A 16922-nucleotide genomic window follows, 5' to 3' on the forward strand; every position below is an offset into this window, starting at 1 on the left:
TATCAGTAACTTGCGAATAAAAGAGGCGAAAGAGAGCTAAAGTAGATAAAAGAAAGTTAAATGAGAGTTAGATGGAATAAAGTTAAATGAGAGTTAGATGGAATAAAGTTAAATGAAAGTTAGATGAAAGAAGGCTAGATGACAATTAAAAGCAAAGAAGAATGCTAATGTGAAAACAAAAGCATTCATTTTTAAGTGTCTATTTCGCCTTTAACAAGGCTTGCTCTATTTTCGCTTGATGATTGTCACGCCATTTAGCCAAGCCCATTTGCGCTTCTTTATCTGCTTTTGCAAACGCCTTCTCATAGATGGCGTTTAAATTATCTTGAGGTAAAACAGCAATGCCTTCCATATCCGCGACTATCATGTCCCCCGTTTTCACCTTCACACCACCACAAACAATCGGCTGAGCAGGCTCAAAATAGACAGATTTAGCGCCCGGCACAGGGAAAACACCTTTGGCATAAACAGGAAATTGCAGTTGGATAATCTCACCCAAATCACGAATAACGCCGTCAATAATAAAGCCTTTAATGCCACGCTCTTTGGCAACCGCGCACACATTACCACCCGCCACTGCAGCAAGATCATCAACCCCATCCACCACTATAATGCTTCCCTTCGGCGCGTCATATATCGCAGCATGTAGCATCAAATTATCGCCAGAAGCTAGCTGCACCGTATAAGCAGGCCCATAAATCGCCGGCATATTTGGCCAAAGGGGTTTAATTTTATAATCCATAAAATGCTCACGCCCCAACACACTGCCATAGTCAGTCACGGCTAATTGATTAAAGTTGATCTCCATATACACCTCTTTTGAATTGGCTGGCTTTTGTTAGAAAATTTAGAGAGTAAAGGATAAAAGATATGATACATGAAAGCCAAACTAGCGGCTTCATAAGGTAAAAGTTCAAGATAAAGCTGGAGATAAATTATCTAAATTTGATTTCGCACAAATCGCACGATTTAATTAAATTGAACATTTTTTATGAAGACTTATATCATACTGATAACCGAGGTTTGGAGACTAGAGATGAATACTTTAACCGCAAATGACGCTAAACGTAATTTTGGTGAATTGCTTCTAAGCGCTCAACGAGAGCCCGTAAAAATAAGCAAAAACAACAAAGATGCTGTGGTTGTGATGTCCATTAAGGATTATGAAGAGCTTGAGGCGATGAAAGCTGATTACATTAAATATTGCTTTGCATCCGCACAAAAAGATCTAGAAGAAGACAAGCTAATTGATGGTAAAACCTTCTTAAATAGTTTGTAGCCTTTAAAAATGCAGAAAAAGTATGTCAAAGAGCAAATATAAACCAAGTGCCTTTAAACTAAGTTCAATGGCACAAGACCATTTGCGAAAAATCAAAAACTACAGGGTTTCGAACTTTTCAGAGCAGCAATGGAACAATTACAGAGACAAACTCCTTATCGCTTTTCAAATGCTTGCAGACAACCCTGCGGTAGGAAGTGGCTGTGATGAGCTGCACCAAAATGCTTTTTACTTCCCTATTGGTAAGCATACCGCCTACTTCACCAAAGAAGATGACTTTATCCTGATTGTCGCCATTCTCAGTCAATCACAATTACCCCAGAATCATTTGAAGTAATATTTATACTCTAAAGTCCTCCCTCCTCAGCGTGTGGATAAAAGTGCCTAGATTTATGGCAAGGAACGCAACTTAATAGTTATTCTATTGATAAGGTCCTTAACGTAAAGATAGGGCTTTTAAAGCACGCCCTTCGGGCCTTTCAGAAAAAATAACACCCTGCGTTGTCACTTCTCGAAAGGTACCTACATTACTTCAAAGCGACGCCTTGCTTGTTACTTTTTCTGATAAGACTGAGAATAGGAGACTTAATCGCAGTTTCCCTAGCTTTGAAGGTGATAAGTCGAACTCATACATAAAACAAAGCGAGTGACTTAACTTTAAAGTTTTAAATGTTTCTCATGATAAAGTGTTTATTTAAACAATGTGGGGTTTTCACCATCTAGCCATACTGTCCTTGGCAACTTGTTATCGATTAGGCATATCTTATTTCCTACCTCAGTATCAAACGGAAACACAATACAGCTATCTTCAATTGATATTGCCCATTCTTTAATATCATACATACCTAACATTTGATGGTGTCTATTCAGAATGATTAGCCTAATACTCGCTCGCTTAGCTTGCCCCAAAATTGAAGTATAGTTATAGATAATATACTTATTTTTAAGCACTCCCAGCTTTTCAATTTCAACCTGTTCGCCAAACTTTAGATATTCTGAGATACCTTATGCATTCTTAACGTCTTCAAAATTACCGGCACTAGATAGCAAGGTAAAAAGTATAAAAGCCAAGAGTAAGAATTTCATATGAATCCTATAGAATTAGCGCCAAGCCCAACACGTAATAAAGACTATCTTTATTGATTTTTTAGTGATTCCAACAATTTATAGATATCATTTCTACCAACAATTTCTATCATGTCATTGGTTACTGCTGTTGGCTTTGCACCTTTAGCCAGTAAATAAGTAACAACCTCATAACTACTGCCTGTTATGGCGTAATCAAGCGCACTCCCTCTATATTGCATTTTATTTGGGCTGGCCCCTTGCTGGATCGACTTCTTGATTGTTTCAAAATCATTATTGTGAGCAGCCAACCACAATGTTTCTTGCGGGGTTAAACCTGAGTAATCAATTTTATCAATCTGCTCAGCTTGGTCATGCTTACTTGGGGTTTTGAGCCCTAATTCTATCTTTGTAGAATCAATCACTTTGTAAGGTGGGATGTGAAGATTAAAAGTATCTGATTTACTGTAGCCAATATTCTTTAACACTCTCCCTGACGAATCATATTCTGTTCTCTTACATACATCATAAAAAATAGCATGTTTATGTGTAGGTTTTGGCGTTGCATAAATAGCACAACTAGAAAAAGGAGAATGCCCCAAAACTATCATGTAGTCTTTCAACAGAGACCTATCATGCTTCAATTCATATTGTTCTTGTGTATCCGAAAGCACTTTTTTCCAAACAGAGTCTAAGGTTGATGGACGGTAATCTACTGCTTTCTTCCAATTTTTATTAAGTGGGTCAACAACATCGTCACCATAATGGTTAGAAAGGTATCTTAAATCCTTGGCTGTTCGTCTATATATAAGAACACTTCTTCCTAATGCGTTTACCTCTAATGTCTCACCCGGTTTAATATCCTTTAAATCTATAGTGACGGTTTGATTGATATTTTTTAGCTCTTTCTCAAAATAAGATTCGGGGAAATTATCCGCTTTGACAAGAGATGTGGTTAAACATAAAAATATGGAAATTTTTTGGACAAGCTTCAATTATGACTCCATTACATTTATAAGGCGTAGTTTGTTAGGTGCTTTCAACGAAGTGAAGCGATTAGTTTTCTGCATAACTTAGTATAATTAGAAGTTTCACCCTCTTAACTAAGCGCACTTTACGCTAGCAGATAAAACCTCTTTCCAAGCAGAGCCTGAATCAAAATGTTCAATCAGACCATCAGTCTTTCCTTGATCCGTAAATGCTCTAATACCATGTTGAACCATATAATTTGGATAATAGACAGGTGCCCCCAAATTTATAAGGCTTCTGCAAATTTCAGTATTTTCAGATGTGATCTTAGTAAGCTCTGTTTGCAGCTTTTCCATAACATCCTGTGATTGAGATGAAAACACGTTCATACGTAAAACTATGATTGCTTGGTGCGCAGTGTTATCTGAAACACGCTTAGCATCAAAAAGACCATAAGACATACCTGCAAAATATAACTCTGCAGCATTCTTGTAATCATGATTGATCAAGCAAGTATTTAAACCTGTAAATATATCAACTGGATTTTGCTCATTAGTTAGCTCACTTACACTAATGCATCCAGCAGGCTTTGGAGATTCTAGATTGCCTTCAGTTTCATAATTCGTAACATTAGCTAGGGTCGACGTGCTGCATAGCGTTAGCAGTATAAAAACCACTACACCTGATATTATTTTGCTTTCCATATTTAATAGGAACTCTTTTAAAATTAGCGTTTTATATAAAATAGCACCGCTATTTTATACATTAACTTTTGAAAGCTTGGTAATTTCGACAGACTCTAGCATCTCACCAATCACAGAAAAGCATTCTTTGATATGGGCTGATTCAAGGTGATTGTTTAAATCTTGTTCTGATTCCCAATTTTCATGAAACATGAAAACATTTCCATTCTCGTTGTCTGTATGTAAATCGTAATTAATACAACCTTGCTCTTTTAAAGTAGGTAATACAATTTTAGTTAACTCAGAAAATACGATATTTCTATGGGCTTCTTTCGCAGTAATTTTGGCGATACACGTCAGTGTGTTCATATTAATTCCCTTTATAAAAAGTGAGGTATGATTGGTTGGATTAAACAACTAATATTTGATAAAAACGAATGTTCAATTGATCCATGTGTATCGAAACACAGTATTCGCTTTGTATCTTTGCAAGGTAAATATAAGAACCTCATCTATAACAAAGCATTCAAATTAAATACCATACGCGTCATCTCAACGTCTATTAACACCGATTAGACATTATTTTGTGCAGCTGTGTGTTGCTGAGATAACCAGCTGATTTTACATACTTTTAGGCTTCACACAATGACAAAACACAGCAAATTCTAAGCTAACTACAGCCAAAGACAGTCGAAATTGAAGTGGATGTCCTGATAAATTAATGATGCCGCCTTAGATGAAGTTGAGTTTGACGAAAGTGAGAATCTCATTGGGCCTTATGAAAAGCTCAATTGGGACGGGGTAAATATCCGTTCCACCAGCATAGTATTAAGAGGTGATGATAATCAGCAAATCGGCATGCTCTGTATCAATATGAATATTGCCAGCTTTGAAGCGGCGAAAACCCTATTGGATACTTTTTTGTCTGGCGCTCAATTAGTGCCTCAGCCAGATAAGCTTTTTCACGATGATTGGCAAGAAAGAATCAATTCCTTTATCTATCACTGGTTAAACGAGAATAGATTAAGTATGAATAGTCTGAGCCATAAGCATAAGCGGGGTTTAGTGGAAGCCTTGTATGAAGAAGGCGCATTCGAAGGGAAAAGTACACAAAACTATGTTGCCAGTGTACTCAATATGGGACGTGCGACTGTGTTTAAATACCTAAGAGAGATTAAACAGAACAAGTAACTTACAGTGAGTCATCATTCCCCTGATAACATTGATCAGGGGATACTAAAACCAAAACAACTAGACTAGAAACACATCGGCATCCGCCCAAACATAGACCCAAGCCCTGTTGCCTGAAATCACATCTTCACGTACACGGATACAATCGTCCACAACGGAATAGTCATCGGCCTTACACAGCTCAGAAGGAGATACTTCAAACAAGGTTCCCTCCACGACATCCGTCTCTTGTCCTGTATATTTAAGACTGGCTTGCTGTAAGCTCGCACTATTATCTGTCGTGAGCAACCAACCCACCAACTTATCTTTCGTTCCGACTAATTCCCTACCGAAAGTGGCAATTTGTACTGAATCCATTTGTAACGTGCCATATGAAAATATTTTTTCCATGACTAAACCTATTTCTGTAATTTTTCTGAGGTAACTTTAACATAAAGATACAAAGCCTTTTTGCCCTCAAGATCAAAATCCACCGAAAATGCATGATTGCTACACCTTTAAGTCAAGTATTTTACGCTTATTGTCACGTTAAAACTCAGCACTAAATCGCATAAATACCTTTGATTTAAGGTTTTTATTCATATAAATGAATGACTAAGCAAGTGGTATGAATTAATGGTTAACGCAGACACATGGGAAGCATAAGTAAAACAGCAAACTAGAATCCACCTGTTATCAAAATTGCAACGATTAGTTCTATTTAGCCTTATATATCTAAATTTAATCAACAACTATAGTCATTAAAGCAAATGAAGATTAGCTAGCTAATCCGAATTAGAAGGCAAGTTAAAATGGGAGTACCAAGATGCAAATTTTAAAATACGATGATTTACCACAAGGTGGGTTTGCAGGTTTATTAGAACGCCAATTTGTTACCGACCAAAGAGTCTTTGGAACACACAAGCACCCTGTCGCGTTTAATGGCTTAGAAAATTTTGTCTACCTTGCTGATGCTAATTTTCAGCCTAAGGGCGCCACGGGTATGCATGGTCATAAGGAAGTCGATGTTATCTCTGTTATGGTTGAAGGCAATATTAGCCACGCAGGTTCTCTAGAGCACGGGCAAAGCCTAACACCAGGTATGTCTCAGATCCAAAGAGCCGGAGGAGAAGGCTTTCGTCATAACGAAATTAACCCTGACTCAACTCAAAACCATATGATTCAACTTTGGGTGTTACCTGATAAGGCGGGCGAACCTGCAGGTTATCAAGTATTTGAACCCGCGATTGGAAAAAGAGTACAGATATATGGTGGGGATAAATCACAAAAAGACAGGTTTTATAGTCGGACCGCGATAGATGTCGCCAATCTAGACGCCGGTCAAAGTTTGGAACACACAGGAGATGCCATGCTTTTTCTGAGTAAAGGGGAAGGCATCATTAATGGCAAAACCATACAAGCAAGAACCTTGGTGAGGGATGAAACAATTAACTTTAAGGCAAATACTCATGTACAGGTGATAATTATTTACTCAGCCTAAGCTGAGTAAATAGGCTAACTTTTATCTACTGAATTAGGCACTAACCTTTTCACTCGAGGTTTTCACCATGCGGCCGACTAGCCTGTCTGAACTTTTTTGGTAAAAATCACACACCTGACACTTCGCTAATGATGAGTAATCCCCAATGGACGTTTGATGACGCATTTTGGCATAAGTATCACTCATTAATAGGTCTCCTATTTTGCTCTCTAACAGTGAGCCATGCATCCAAGTGCCTGCCCCTTCTTCCATATGGTGAACATTACAACACATCTTCAAATTCCCTTTGTAATCAATGGATAAGGTCCGCCTTGGTAAGGAGCAAATACCTTGTCTGATTTGCTGCTTATCTGTCACGATGATGCCGCCTCGATTACTTAATTTTTGGGTTGATAAAAACAGCACCCTAACGAGCACCTCTTGTCCTTGAAACTGACGATAATGGGAAAACTCCGTACGTTTTTTAATGTTATTTTGATATAAATTAAAGGCGCTTTTCGCTATCCCTAAACGTTCAAATACCTTCGATTTTTCTGGGTTCGCATCATAAATTGAAATACGAATATGTCGAATGCCTACTCCAAACAATTGCTCAAGAGCGTAAAACCCTTTCTTGGTTTGATGAATTAAATCACCATTGGTAAACAGAGTCAGTTCAGCCTTTGGAAAAGCTCGCCCTGCCATCAAGTATTTATTGAGAATATCCTTGTCTTTTAAAGGTTCGTTATATTCATGCAAACTCAGTGAAAAGCGTTTGTCGGCAAAAGCAGACAGGTTAGTAAGGATTTTATTAAAGTGCGTCTCACTCACACTTGTCGCGGTTAACTTATCAGCAATCTCACTTGTCCCAACAGGACAAGAAACACACTTACGATTACAGACATTTGTAGTGCCTATTTCAATACAATCCACATCATTTAATACAGAAGCCAAGTGAGCTTGATCGCCCGCCTCCTGATGAATAATGTCTTGTTGAACAGCATCCTGTTTGTCTTTGATTTGAGTTTTGACTAGATTCTCTGCAAGCGGGGCCATAGATTACATCCTTGAAAAGTTTTAATTAATCTTCCGTTAAAACGCTTTATGCAGGACTTAAATTTGGATCTAAGCACAAGATAAAGCGCTTACATCTCATAACAATTGAGTGCATTTATAGTATAGAGGAAGAAGCAAGGATTGAGTCTTATTGTTATAAAATAAAAGGAATGAATCTCATTCCCAATAAAAATTAATTGACTCGAACAAACAAAGAGAGAAGAAACGATATAAATAACAGTGCATTAGCCACTTAACAATGAAATTTCATTTACTATGCGGTGATATGCGAATACTTATCTCCTGATAAATATTCGCTCTTATTCTTTGATCGCCCCATTAATTAAATTATGAAAGAGTATCACTTTTAATTGAAATTCAGCTTTTTATACTTTGTTAAAAAGCTGAACCGCTAGGGGAATGAGAACGTTCAGGTTCTTGAAAGTAGCGACTCAGTCGCTTTTGAACGTCGCATAAACTTCACGAGGGCCGCGCGTTTGGGTCTCGATCGTTTTGAAATGAGACATGCCAATCTTTTTAAGTACTGCCACAGAGGCTAAATTTTTAGGGGCAACAAAGGCGAGCATACGTTCATAACCAAGAGAGTGAAGCCCATAAGCAATTTGCGCCTTACCAATCTCAGTCGCATAGCCTTTACCCCAAGAATCTTTAGCAAATACAAAACCTATTTCGTAGTCTTCTTCGCCAAACACAGCACTTGCAATCAATCCACCGAAACCAATTGTGGCCCCTGTACTTTTTTCGACGATTACCCCTGCTTTTTTACCCGATGCTTCTAAATCAAAATCTTTTAAGAAGAAAGCCATAGCCTCCTCACGGCTCAGGACCTTAGCTTCAAAAGCATGTTGCATGGCATCAGGGTCGGAAAAAGCCATTTGATAGAGAGGTTCAAAATCTGACTCGTTAACGGATCTTAAAATTAAACGCTCTGTCGTGATCATATTTGTCGTCATAAACACCTATAAAGAGGATTAGCTAAGTTAAACTTTCGATTAAGTTCGTTAACTATATAAGCTTTCCTAATAAGCTTTCCTACACCCTTGATACTCAACCTTATACAGATGCAAATACTCGCACATAATAGTCAGCGATACGGCTAATACCCGCCTTTTCTTGTGGAAAGGAGAGAAACAAAAAAGCCAATGCATCGGCAAGAGTCACCTGATGCAAGTTATGACATTGTTTAAAAACCAGATGCTTAAGACTTAGCTCAAAAATCTCTTGGCTTTCGCTACTAAGGCTCATAGCAAAGAGTCCTTTATCTAATTCGTCTTCTGGGTCATCTAACGGGTTAGTTGCTTGCTGATAAAGGTTTTTGGTCACCCCCTCCAGCTGAGCCCCATTAAACTCTGCTTTAGATCGCATTATCCAAGACAGTGTTATCAAATTATGGCCAAAAAAGCTGGGCTGTTGTAAACATACCTTCAATAAAGCCTTAAAATCATATGTTTGGCTTACTTGATGCGTCTCGTTCATGGCAAGAGAAACTTGCCTTTTACCAGCAAAGCTTGATGTTACAAATTCGGTAAAACGCTCTAAAAAAGGCATAACTTGCCTTGCATCAAGTTGCGGATAAAGTCGGTTAAATGCCAGTAAAATGGTCACATTATGGGACAAGTACTCATTATTGCTTGTAGCAATGCCTAGATAATGAGCAAAAATATCCGCAAAGCCTTTATGCTGATACCACTGATACATTGCCTGATAAGTCGCAGGATAAATAGCAAGATCCAGTACTTTTTTAATACGAAATTCAGAAAAATCTGATGCTAACACCTTTGGGGTCATTAACCCCTCCACCTGTATTTCGCTTTTTCCTATTAAGTCAGAGGTGTGCTGCCAAATATTTGAATCCTGCAACGTTTGCTGAGAGAGCAACCTTTGCTCAACTTCAGATAAAGCCATCTCATCAAAATAAACTGCCAAGCTTTGAGCAGCTAAAAATGCTTTTAACCCGTGGGGTTGATGAATACTGGCACTGGCATATAAGGCCCTATTTAATAGGCCCTGTTCTGATTTGTGTTCAGCCAGATTTTTACCCGCTTTTGAATCAAGATGTGTGGCGCGAGCTTCTTCAAACGATTTAGCATTAATGATGGTCATAAGGTCTAACTTTCCTTGTGATTAAATTTCTTCCCTGGGTGACGCTCTTATCGCACTTTAAAGAGTCAAACGATTAGGTTAAAGAGACAAACGATTAGGTTAAAGCAGCGCAACCGCTGGTGTATATAAATAAGACCTAGATTCTGCAATAAATTCAAATCCCTGTTTAGCGACAATTGGTTGGCTCATTTTAGAGGCATGAATACAAAGATATTTAAGCCCTTTCGCTTTAGCGTCTTGTATACGTTTCAATAACAACGCTGAGTAAAAGCCACGTCCACGATAGTCAGCCAAGGTATTACCCGCCCAGATACTGCCAAAAGGACTATTTGGATGACACATTAACCAGGCGGATGAAACAGGCTGGTTATCCTGATAAATCACATAAATATGAATCTGCTCGGGTGACTCTTCTTTTAATCGAATTAAATGGGCTTCTTGCGCTAAACAATCGCCACCCCATACTTTCTTTTGGACAGAAATGGCATCTTTAATCCCCTGTTTATCTGAAACTGAAATACAGATACTTGTATCAATCAGCTTTGTATCTTCAGATTGCACAGAGTTAAGATCAAGCACCATCAAGGCCGCCGGCTCTTCAGCTTTAAAACCATGCACTAGCAGGCTTTCACCCAAGTTATTAGGGGTATCCGTGCTTAAGGTATGCCATTTAAATGAGAGTTTAAGCTGCTTAAAATACTCAATTTCTGCCTTTATTTTTTCATCCAGCACATCCGCTCGAATGTCAGAATACACAACACAACTACCAACCTCTGTCTTGGAGACAAACTTCACTAAGTCAGGGCTAGCAACTTTTTGACACCCCGCTTGAGTCAAGCCAATTCTTTCAAACTGGTTATACGCCTTTAAAAGGTATTCAGAGTTCAATCAATTGTCCTTGTAGGAAGAGAGTTTAGAGTTTTGAGAATTAACCGAGAGGTGCTGAATTTTCATGGCATAGTCATCCTTGTACTCCTAAAAACCCTTTGAGAATAACAAATTAAGAAAAATGCGCCTATTAAAATTCAGTGTCCTTGAATGATCTTATCAAGCTGCACCAGTATCGCCCTCATCTGCTGATTCATTGGTGTATTCGTCGAGAGACACAAACAAAGCTTTTCACTTAAGCGCTTTTCTTTTAATGGATGAAAGCAAAGTTCATTATTAATAAGCTCTTTTGCCACATCAAACTGAGTGAGAAAGGTCACCCCTCGCCCTGCTATCACCCACTGTTTGAGCACATTGACCGAGTTACTCGTAGCACACAAGGTATGGGCTTTTTTCTGGCGCATGATTTCGGCGTAAATTCTAGGCTGAAAAGACAGCTCATCATCCGCTAAACACAATGGCCATTGTAGACAATCGGCTAAAGGAACCGGAGTGTTTGCAGTTAATTCTGATTCAGTGAGGTTTAAACTTGCAGTGAGGTTTAAATTTGGCGAGTAAATCAGGCCAATGGGGCAGTCAATGTGACTAAAAAGACGAACTTGGCGGTTATCTTGTACATTAAAGGCAATAATCACATCTAGCTCACCTGACTCTAATTGAGACAATAAGGCATGGGTATTGCCGACTTTAATATCCAATCGATATTGCCCTAGGATATGCGCCAAACCTTGCTCAATTTGCTGAGGTAAGGTTTGACTTAAACATTCCATAATCCCAAGTTTCAATACGACTAGGCTTTCTTTATTGATTCGTTGCATTTCAAGCCGTAAATGCTTGTCTTGCTTACGCCAAAACTCAGCTTTATTCAGCAACTCGCGACCAGACTCAGTCACCTCAATCCCCCGAGGCAAACGTATGATTAGTTTAGAGCCATAGTCTTCCTCTAGAATGCGCATTTGTCGGCTTAGCGCAGACGCTGAAATATTCAACTTATTGGCAGCCCTTCTTACTGATCCTTCGTTCGCTATCTCGATGAAAGAAATCAGCTCTTTTGAAAATGCTGTAATAATTATCTCCTTTAAAAAGCTTTAGCGTGCTAATTTTTAGAACACATTTTAACAATCATTATAGTTCTTATTAGGCATTGCATAAAATAGAATGTCGCCATTCCTCAAATCGCTTCTCCTACGCTTAACCGCATGACTTAAAGCGATATGGCTTAACAGATAAGATCGAACAGAGAATGCAAAACTCACACATTAATGAAGGCACTAAGATGAAACAAGCAGAGCAAGATAACCATTGGCTTAAGCAAACACTAAATCTCTCTCAAGCTGCGGTCGATGCTGGCAACCATCCTTTTGGCGCTTTATTGGTAATTGATAACAGGTTAGCGTTAGAAGCTGAGAACACAGTTAATACCTACAATGATGCGACCCGCCATGCTGAGATGAACTTGGTTAGTCAAGCTTGTCAAAACCTTAGCGAAAGCCAACGCAAAGAAGCGGTTCTTTATACCTCAACAGAACCCTGCGCCATGTGTGCCGGAGCCATTTATTGGTCTGGCATCAAGCAAGTGGTCTATGCCTGTAGCGGCAGTGAATTAAACGAGATAGCTGGCAAAAGCTTAATTTGTCATAGTGAAGAGGTGTTTTTGGGAGCAGTTAATCCACCGAGTGTCAGATCCACTCAATCACAATCCCTTATTGAGCAAGCTTGTGAGCAACATAAAAAATATTGGATTGAAGATTGGTCATGCCTTTAGGTTAAGGGATTCAAAGACTAAGGCGATTCAAAGACTAAGCACTCAAAAAACAACGTATTCGAAAACGCTTTATAAAGGTTTCAAAACTGTTACACATTTGCGAACTAGTTACACAAAAATCAGATGGGTCAGACTTGATCACCAACCTGTTATTTGAGGATAATGATTTGAAGATAATGTATTCACCTTAAAAACTTGATTCATTAGGGCTAAGCAAGCCTAACGCTAGCCCTAACTATTAATAGCAAATACCCATTATGAGTCGAAAAAACATCTCTGCCTTAAGCATGATAGCTACCATTTCAATCGCGTTAATGGCGTGCTCTACTCAGCCCCAAGACCCGGCATTTCAAGCGGCTAAAACGCTTCCTAAGTATGATCAAACCACTTTTTCTGCCTATGTCGCTGAGACTAAGCAATGGTTAGAAACGAACCGCGTGTTTATGACGCAAGATAAAGAGTCTGAATTACTCGACGTTTTACCCAGAGAATACAAGCCGCAACACCCTAATGGTCAAGGTGTACTGCTTGTGCATGGTTTGGGTGACACCCCCTACTCTTTTATTAACGTTGCAGAGCATTTAGCAGATAAAGGCTATTTGGTACGCACTGTTTTACTGTCTGGTCATGCCAGTAAAGTGGGTGATTTGCAGCTTCCTTCGCTGGAAGATTGGCAAGGCATCGTTGATCATCACACTAAGCTATTAAAAACGAATGTAGCGTCTATCTGGGTTGGCGGCTACTCTACGGGGGCAAACCTAGTCACAGATCTTGCCATCCAAGACGAGTCTATTAATGGAATACTCCTTTTTTCCCCTGCCTTTCAACCAAATTCCTCTTCGGTCAAATATGCAGGGCTTGCCAGCTACTTTATGACCTGGGCCGATCAAGACCCAGAGGATAACCCGCTTAGGTATAACTCTCTGCCCATGAGTGCAGCGGCTGTTTATTATGAAACCTCTGTCGAAGTCAGAGGCCAGCTAGAAGACATCCAATATGATAAGCCGGTTTTCATGTTAATGAGTGAAGGCGATAAAGTCATAGACACTCAATTTGCGATTAATGTATTCACGCAACAGTTTAATCACCCCAATAACCGCTTAATCTGGCAAGGAGAAAAGGCATTAGCAGAGCCAAGGTCCACCACTCTATCGATGAGATTACCTGAACAGCGTATTTCCAACGGCTCGCACATGGGCTTACTTTTTGCCCCTAATAACCCAAATTATGGGGTAAAAGGAACAAGCCGTATTTGCAGCAATGGTCAAACACAAGATCAAGAAGTCGCCTGTATGAAGGGTGATGATGTGTGGTTTTCCGCTTGGGGCTATAGAGAAGCAAACAAAAACCACGCTCGCCTCACCTATAACCCTTATTTCAAAGAATCCATGGCCTTGTTAGATCAAGTGATGGGAAATGAGACAGCATTAGCTAATTAACTAGAAAGCATCAGCCCGTATTGGAATAACTTTATCAGAGCCTATCAGCGGGATGATTCACCCCATCATAGGTTGGAATATCAGGAATTTTTAACGGATTAATCCCTTCCAAACAGGCGACATTAAAACCATATTGAGTGGGGTTTGATCGACGTTGATGGTGAGTATAAATACCACAGTTAGCACAGAAAAAGTGTTTAGCTGTCTTGGTATTAAACTGATACAAGGTTAAAAATTCTTGCCCTTTAATGATATGAATTCCAGATAAAGGAACCGATGCCGCAATCGCCCCACGTCGTCGACACAAAGAACAATCACAACGCCTAACATCAAGAAGACCATCGGGTAAATCAAGTTCAAACTCGACAGAGCCACAATGACATGAGCCTTTATGCCTTTCTTGAACAACAACACCATCAACGCTTTTTAGATTAATAGCCACACTTAACGCCTTTTATGGGCATGCAGATTAAATACTAGCTGTAGGAGAGAACCTGATAAACACTTCAATCCAAATGGCATTTCCATTTTCTATATTAGTATCAAACCTCTGATCAATTCTGCTACTTAATCTAATAGCAATAACCTAACTTGTTCAAAGCAACTCTAACTGACAACTATACGCCTTAGTTTTTTATTCTGTTATCCAAGATCTTTACCTACTAAGCGTTAAGGTCATGCTATCATCCTCGCCCGAGCTCTCATTATCTAATATTGTCTAATTAGTTTAAATTGATAACTTATGCCCTTCTCCATGTTTAAGAATAAAACCGTACATTTTTCAGCACGCAAGAAAGGCGTATTGGCATCGATAATCGCGTCTTGTTTATTTGCTATGCTCCCCCTGTATGTACAGTTTCAACCAAGTTTATCAGAACTAAATGCTTCGGAAGCGGGCCATTGGTTAACGGGCCAAAGAGTGTTGTGGAGCTCTGTCATTATGTTATTGGGATTAGCCATCCTTGGACGAATATCAGCATTGTGGGAACAATTAAAACAATGGCGGTTATGGCCTAGCTTTTTTCTTTCTGCCTGTTTGATTGCACCACAATTTTGGATTTTTGTCTGGGCGCCATTACAAGGTGAAATACTTTCTGTGGCGTTAGGCTATTTTGCACTGCCTCTCACCTTGGTTGCCGTTGGCTATTTTGTGTATGGCGAGCAATTAACTCGCGCACAATGGCTGGCATGCATGATTGCAGCTTCTGGTGTCATTTATGCCTATGTGATTGCTGATGGTATCTCGTGGATTGTATTAGTCATTGCCCTAGGCTATCCACTGTACTTTATGAATCGCCGACGTTTCTCAATCGCTAGCGACATAGTATTTACCTTAGACAACCTTTTTATATTGCCAATGGCACTGCTTGCCATGGTCTATTTACACCCTTTTCATGAATGGCCACACATTGAGCTTTGGTCTTGGGCTTATTTCCTAGGGTTAGGGCTAATAGGCACTTTACCCATGCTTTTATTTTTATTCGCCTCACAAAAACTTCCACTCAGCCTGTTCGGATTACTCACTTATATAGAACCCACATTGGTTTTTTGTCTTGGTCTAATACTGGGTGAACGTATCGAGCTAATCCAATGGCCAATCTATGGCGCGATTATGCTTGCCTTGTTATTAATTGCTATCGATAGAGATAAGCGAAATCGTTAGTGGGCATGATGAGGGAGCGGCTAGATGAGTGTTATGGGTGGTAATTCGTAAACTGTTATAGGTTGCTGCTACATAATCAGAAAAGAAATAAAAAAACAGTCTTATTAAAGTTTTATTAGTCGTGTTTAACTTTTTAATAGAAATCTAAGTAGATCACGTTCTTGGCGCATAACATGAAGAATATAAACTTTGTCACTATCCACTTTATAGAATATACGACAAGGATTAAAAGTGACTTCACGGTAATTTAAGTTCGCTAGTTCCAGTGGTTTTTTACTTGATTCTGGATGATTTTCTAATCTAGATATTTTATCAAATATTTTTTGAGTTAACTTCCTCGCAGCAGGAAAATTACTTAAAGCAATGTATTCAGCTATCTCATTTAAGTCATCAAGGGCTGGTGATGTCCATATTACTTCAGCCATTTACTCATTTTCTCTTTTGCTTCTTGATTTGAAAAGGTGTCACCATTTTTAATTGCTTGCTCACCTCGTGCAACACCTTCAAGAATTGCCATTCTTTGTTGCATAAACTCATAATCCTCCACATCAACTAAGTAAGCAGATGGTTGGCCATGCTCAGTAATTAATACAGGTTCTTTTGATGTATGTAAGTCAGCTAGAATTTTAGTCGCTTGCCGTTTGAGTGTTGTAACAAGTTCAACTTTCATAATAAAGCCTATATAAACCTTAAATAATGTATCACTATAGTATCACATTCGTTCAAGCTTACAACGAAACTGCTGAAGCCTCTGTAAGAAGCTTAAAAAATTGCTTTAAATAAGACATATATGAACGTCCATATACGTCCTATTAAAACAAACGAGCCTAACCCTGTCTGATGTAACCAACAGGTCTTTTCATTTGATATACGCTTTTTCTACACTTAATTTGGTGAGTGTAGACCCATTTTATTACCCTCTGAATCAAGGAAAATAGCGAAATACCCCATATCATCCGCATGGGCTGTTTTGGGAATGAGAATTTTACCGCCATTCTTTTCAACTCTATCAAGAATGATTTGAAGGTTTTCGCCACCATTGAGATATATTGTCACACCATCTGTTGAAGGTCGTAAACCTTCTTCCTTCAAGATGACGCCAGTAACCGCTTGCTCTTCATAGGGGAGTATGCCCATTTCTATTCCTGGCATTTCCACTTTCTCAATATTCATGTCTAAGATGGCTTGATAGAACTCAATTGCTCGTGAAATATCTGTTGCTGGAATTTCGAAAATTGAAATATAACTATTCATATCTGCTCCACTTTTATTAATGTTTGTTCCGCTCTTTTGCCTTTCCATTTCAGCATCATCTGCACTAAAAGCAGAATAGCTAAATAT

Annotated in this window: 21 protein-coding genes; 7 read left to right on the plus strand and 14 right to left on the minus strand. The window is 39.0% G+C overall.

Annotation, left to right across the window (positions count from 1 at the left end):
• Nucleotides 1–199: 199 nt before the first annotated feature.
• Nucleotides 200–808, minus strand: a complete 609-nt coding sequence (locus MED121_RS17820) for an RraA family protein (RefSeq protein ID WP_009835146.1) — start codon at nt 806–808, stop codon at nt 200–202.
• Between the two features lie 228 nt (nt 809–1036).
• Between MED121_RS17820 and MED121_RS17825 the strand changes: the two genes are divergently transcribed.
• Both MED121_RS17825 and MED121_RS17830 read left to right on the plus strand, forming a co-directional pair.
• Entirely contained in the window at nt 1037–1279 is a 243-nt protein-coding gene (locus MED121_RS17825) for a type II toxin-antitoxin system Phd/YefM family antitoxin (protein WP_009835147.1), read from the plus strand.
• Nucleotides 1280–1301: 22 nt separating this feature from the next.
• The gene (locus MED121_RS17830; RefSeq protein ID WP_009835148.1) at nt 1302–1616 is read left to right on the plus strand and encodes a type II toxin-antitoxin system RelE/ParE family toxin; all 315 of its coding nucleotides are present in this window, start codon (nt 1302–1304) and stop codon (nt 1614–1616) included.
• Between the two features lie 799 nt (nt 1617–2415).
• Here MED121_RS17830 and MED121_RS17840 read toward each other — a convergent pair.
• The 3 genes from MED121_RS17840 to MED121_RS17850 all read right to left on the minus strand — a co-directional run bounded on the left by MED121_RS17840 (nt 2416) and on the right by MED121_RS17850 (nt 4365).
• A complete protein-coding gene (locus MED121_RS17840) occupies nt 2416–3339 on the minus strand; it encodes a hypothetical protein (RefSeq protein ID WP_009835150.1) in 924 nt (307 codons plus the stop codon).
• 108 nt (nt 3340–3447) lie between these two features.
• Entirely contained in the window at nt 3448–4017 is a 570-nt protein-coding gene (locus MED121_RS17845; RefSeq protein WP_009835151.1) for a hypothetical protein, read from the minus strand.
• Between the two features lie 54 nt (nt 4018–4071).
• Nucleotides 4072–4365 carry a putative quinol monooxygenase gene (locus tag MED121_RS17850; RefSeq protein WP_009835152.1) on the minus strand — a complete coding sequence of 98 codons (294 nt, stop codon included), beginning with the start codon at nt 4363–4365 and terminating at the stop codon, nt 4072–4074.
• 348 nt (nt 4366–4713) lie between these two features.
• Between MED121_RS17850 and MED121_RS17855 the strand changes: the two genes are divergently transcribed.
• Nucleotides 4714–5187: a helix-turn-helix domain-containing protein gene (locus MED121_RS17855; protein ID WP_083789413.1), complete on the plus strand. Its 474-nt coding sequence runs from the start codon at nt 4714–4716 to the stop codon at nt 5185–5187.
• A gap of 60 nt (nt 5188–5247) precedes the next feature.
• Here the strand turns inward: MED121_RS17855 and MED121_RS17860 are convergent, their stop codons facing one another.
• A complete protein-coding gene (locus tag MED121_RS17860) occupies nt 5248–5577 on the minus strand; it encodes a gamma-glutamylcyclotransferase family protein (protein WP_009835154.1) in 330 nt (109 codons plus the stop codon).
• Nucleotides 5578–5992: 415 nt separating this feature from the next.
• Here MED121_RS17860 and MED121_RS17865 point away from each other — a divergent pair, with 415 nt between their 5' ends.
• Nucleotides 5993–6667, plus strand: a complete 675-nt coding sequence (locus tag MED121_RS17865; protein WP_009835155.1) for a pirin family protein — start codon at nt 5993–5995, stop codon at nt 6665–6667.
• Between the two features lie 33 nt (nt 6668–6700).
• On the opposite strand, the gene MED121_RS17870 is transcribed toward MED121_RS17865, so the two are convergent.
• The 5 genes from MED121_RS17870 to MED121_RS17890 form a co-directional block, all read right to left on the minus strand.
• Entirely contained in the window at nt 6701–7702 is a 1002-nt protein-coding gene (locus MED121_RS17870) for an SPASM domain-containing protein (RefSeq protein ID WP_009835156.1), read from the minus strand.
• Between the two features lie 452 nt (nt 7703–8154).
• Nucleotides 8155–8676, minus strand: a complete 522-nt coding sequence (locus tag MED121_RS17875) for a GNAT family N-acetyltransferase (RefSeq protein WP_009835157.1) — start codon at nt 8674–8676, stop codon at nt 8155–8157.
• A gap of 100 nt (nt 8677–8776) precedes the next feature.
• The gene (locus MED121_RS17880; protein WP_009835158.1) at nt 8777–9826 is read right to left on the minus strand and encodes a hypothetical protein; all 1050 of its coding nucleotides are present in this window, start codon (nt 9824–9826) and stop codon (nt 8777–8779) included.
• Nucleotides 9827–9925: 99 nt separating this feature from the next.
• A complete protein-coding gene (locus tag MED121_RS17885) occupies nt 9926–10714 on the minus strand; it encodes a GNAT family N-acetyltransferase (RefSeq protein ID WP_009835159.1) in 789 nt (262 codons plus the stop codon).
• A 137-nt stretch (nt 10715–10851) separates the two neighbouring features.
• The gene (locus MED121_RS17890) at nt 10852–11787 is read right to left on the minus strand and encodes a LysR family transcriptional regulator (protein ID WP_347372387.1); all 936 of its coding nucleotides are present in this window, start codon (nt 11785–11787) and stop codon (nt 10852–10854) included.
• A 170-nt stretch (nt 11788–11957) separates the two neighbouring features.
• Between MED121_RS17890 and MED121_RS17895 the strand changes: the two genes are divergently transcribed.
• The gene (locus MED121_RS17895) at nt 11958–12479 is read left to right on the plus strand and encodes a nucleoside deaminase (protein ID WP_009835162.1); all 522 of its coding nucleotides are present in this window, start codon (nt 11958–11960) and stop codon (nt 12477–12479) included.
• A gap of 257 nt (nt 12480–12736) precedes the next feature.
• Entirely contained in the window at nt 12737–13918 is a 1182-nt protein-coding gene (locus MED121_RS17900) for an alpha/beta fold hydrolase (protein WP_009835163.1), read from the plus strand.
• A gap of 34 nt (nt 13919–13952) precedes the next feature.
• On the opposite strand, the gene MED121_RS17905 is transcribed toward MED121_RS17900, so the two are convergent.
• On the minus strand, nt 13953–14360 hold the full coding sequence (locus MED121_RS17905) for a GFA family protein (protein ID WP_009835164.1): 408 nt from the start codon (nt 14358–14360) through the stop codon (nt 13953–13955).
• Nucleotides 14361–14672: 312 nt separating this feature from the next.
• Here MED121_RS17905 and rarD point away from each other — a divergent pair, with 312 nt between their 5' ends.
• Complete coding sequence (gene rarD, locus MED121_RS17910; RefSeq protein WP_009835165.1) at nt 14673–15581, plus strand: EamA family transporter RarD; 909 nt, start codon at nt 14673–14675, stop codon at nt 15579–15581.
• 125 nt (nt 15582–15706) lie between these two features.
• On the opposite strand, the gene MED121_RS17915 is transcribed toward rarD, so the two are convergent.
• From MED121_RS17915 to MED121_RS17925, 3 genes are all read right to left on the minus strand, one after another.
• The gene (locus tag MED121_RS17915) at nt 15707–16006 is read right to left on the minus strand and encodes a type II toxin-antitoxin system RelE/ParE family toxin (protein ID WP_009835166.1); all 300 of its coding nucleotides are present in this window, start codon (nt 16004–16006) and stop codon (nt 15707–15709) included.
• Nucleotides 15994–16251, minus strand: a complete 258-nt coding sequence (locus MED121_RS17920) for a type II toxin-antitoxin system Phd/YefM family antitoxin (RefSeq protein ID WP_009835167.1) — start codon at nt 16249–16251, stop codon at nt 15994–15996. The genes MED121_RS17915 and MED121_RS17920 overlap by 13 nt, the downstream gene beginning before the upstream one ends.
• A gap of 215 nt (nt 16252–16466) precedes the next feature.
• Nucleotides 16467–16835, minus strand: a complete 369-nt coding sequence (locus MED121_RS17925; RefSeq protein WP_036181159.1) for a VOC family protein — start codon at nt 16833–16835, stop codon at nt 16467–16469.
• Nucleotides 16836–16922: the final 87 nt, after the last annotated feature.

Origin of the sequence: Marinomonas sp. MED121 (genome assembly GCF_000153025.1) — a bacterium.
In the GTDB taxonomy this organism is placed as follows: domain Bacteria; phylum Pseudomonadota; class Gammaproteobacteria; order Pseudomonadales; family Marinomonadaceae; genus Marinomonas.

Bases quoted from the DNA above. Each gene is read 5' to 3' on its own strand.
- MED121_RS17820 (WP_009835146.1), bottom strand. From the start codon at position 808: ATGGAGATCAACTTTAATCAATTAGCCGTGACTGACTATGGCAGTGTG.
- MED121_RS17825 (WP_009835147.1), top strand. From the start codon at position 1,037: ATGAATACTTTAACCGCAAATGACGCTAAACGTAATTTTGGTGAATTG.
- MED121_RS17830 (WP_009835148.1), top strand. From the start codon at position 1,302: ATGTCAAAGAGCAAATATAAACCAAGTGCCTTTAAACTAAGTTCAATG.
- MED121_RS17845 (WP_009835151.1), bottom strand. From the start codon at position 4,017: ATGGAAAGCAAAATAATATCAGGTGTAGTGGTTTTTATACTGCTAACG.
- MED121_RS17850 (WP_009835152.1), bottom strand. From the start codon at position 4,365: ATGAACACACTGACGTGTATCGCCAAAATTACTGCGAAAGAAGCCCAT.
- MED121_RS17860 (WP_009835154.1), bottom strand. From the start codon at position 5,577: ATGGAAAAAATATTTTCATATGGCACGTTACAAATGGATTCAGTACAA.
- MED121_RS17865 (WP_009835155.1), top strand. From the start codon at position 5,993: ATGCAAATTTTAAAATACGATGATTTACCACAAGGTGGGTTTGCAGGT.
- MED121_RS17870 (WP_009835156.1), bottom strand. From the start codon at position 7,702: ATGGCCCCGCTTGCAGAGAATCTAGTCAAAACTCAAATCAAAGACAAA.
- MED121_RS17875 (WP_009835157.1), bottom strand. From the start codon at position 8,676: ATGACGACAAATATGATCACGACAGAGCGTTTAATTTTAAGATCCGTT.
- MED121_RS17880 (WP_009835158.1), bottom strand. From the start codon at position 9,826: ATGACCATCATTAATGCTAAATCGTTTGAAGAAGCTCGCGCCACACAT.
- MED121_RS17895 (WP_009835162.1), top strand. From the start codon at position 11,958: ATGCAAAACTCACACATTAATGAAGGCACTAAGATGAAACAAGCAGAG.
- MED121_RS17900 (WP_009835163.1), top strand. From the start codon at position 12,737: ATGAGTCGAAAAAACATCTCTGCCTTAAGCATGATAGCTACCATTTCA.
- rarD (WP_009835165.1), top strand. From the start codon at position 14,673: ATGTTTAAGAATAAAACCGTACATTTTTCAGCACGCAAGAAAGGCGTA.
- MED121_RS17915 (WP_009835166.1), bottom strand. From the start codon at position 16,006: ATGGCTGAAGTAATATGGACATCACCAGCCCTTGATGACTTAAATGAG.
- MED121_RS17920 (WP_009835167.1), bottom strand. From the start codon at position 16,251: ATGAAAGTTGAACTTGTTACAACACTCAAACGGCAAGCGACTAAAATT.
- MED121_RS17925 (WP_036181159.1), bottom strand. From the start codon at position 16,835: ATGAATAGTTATATTTCAATTTTCGAAATTCCAGCAACAGATATTTCA.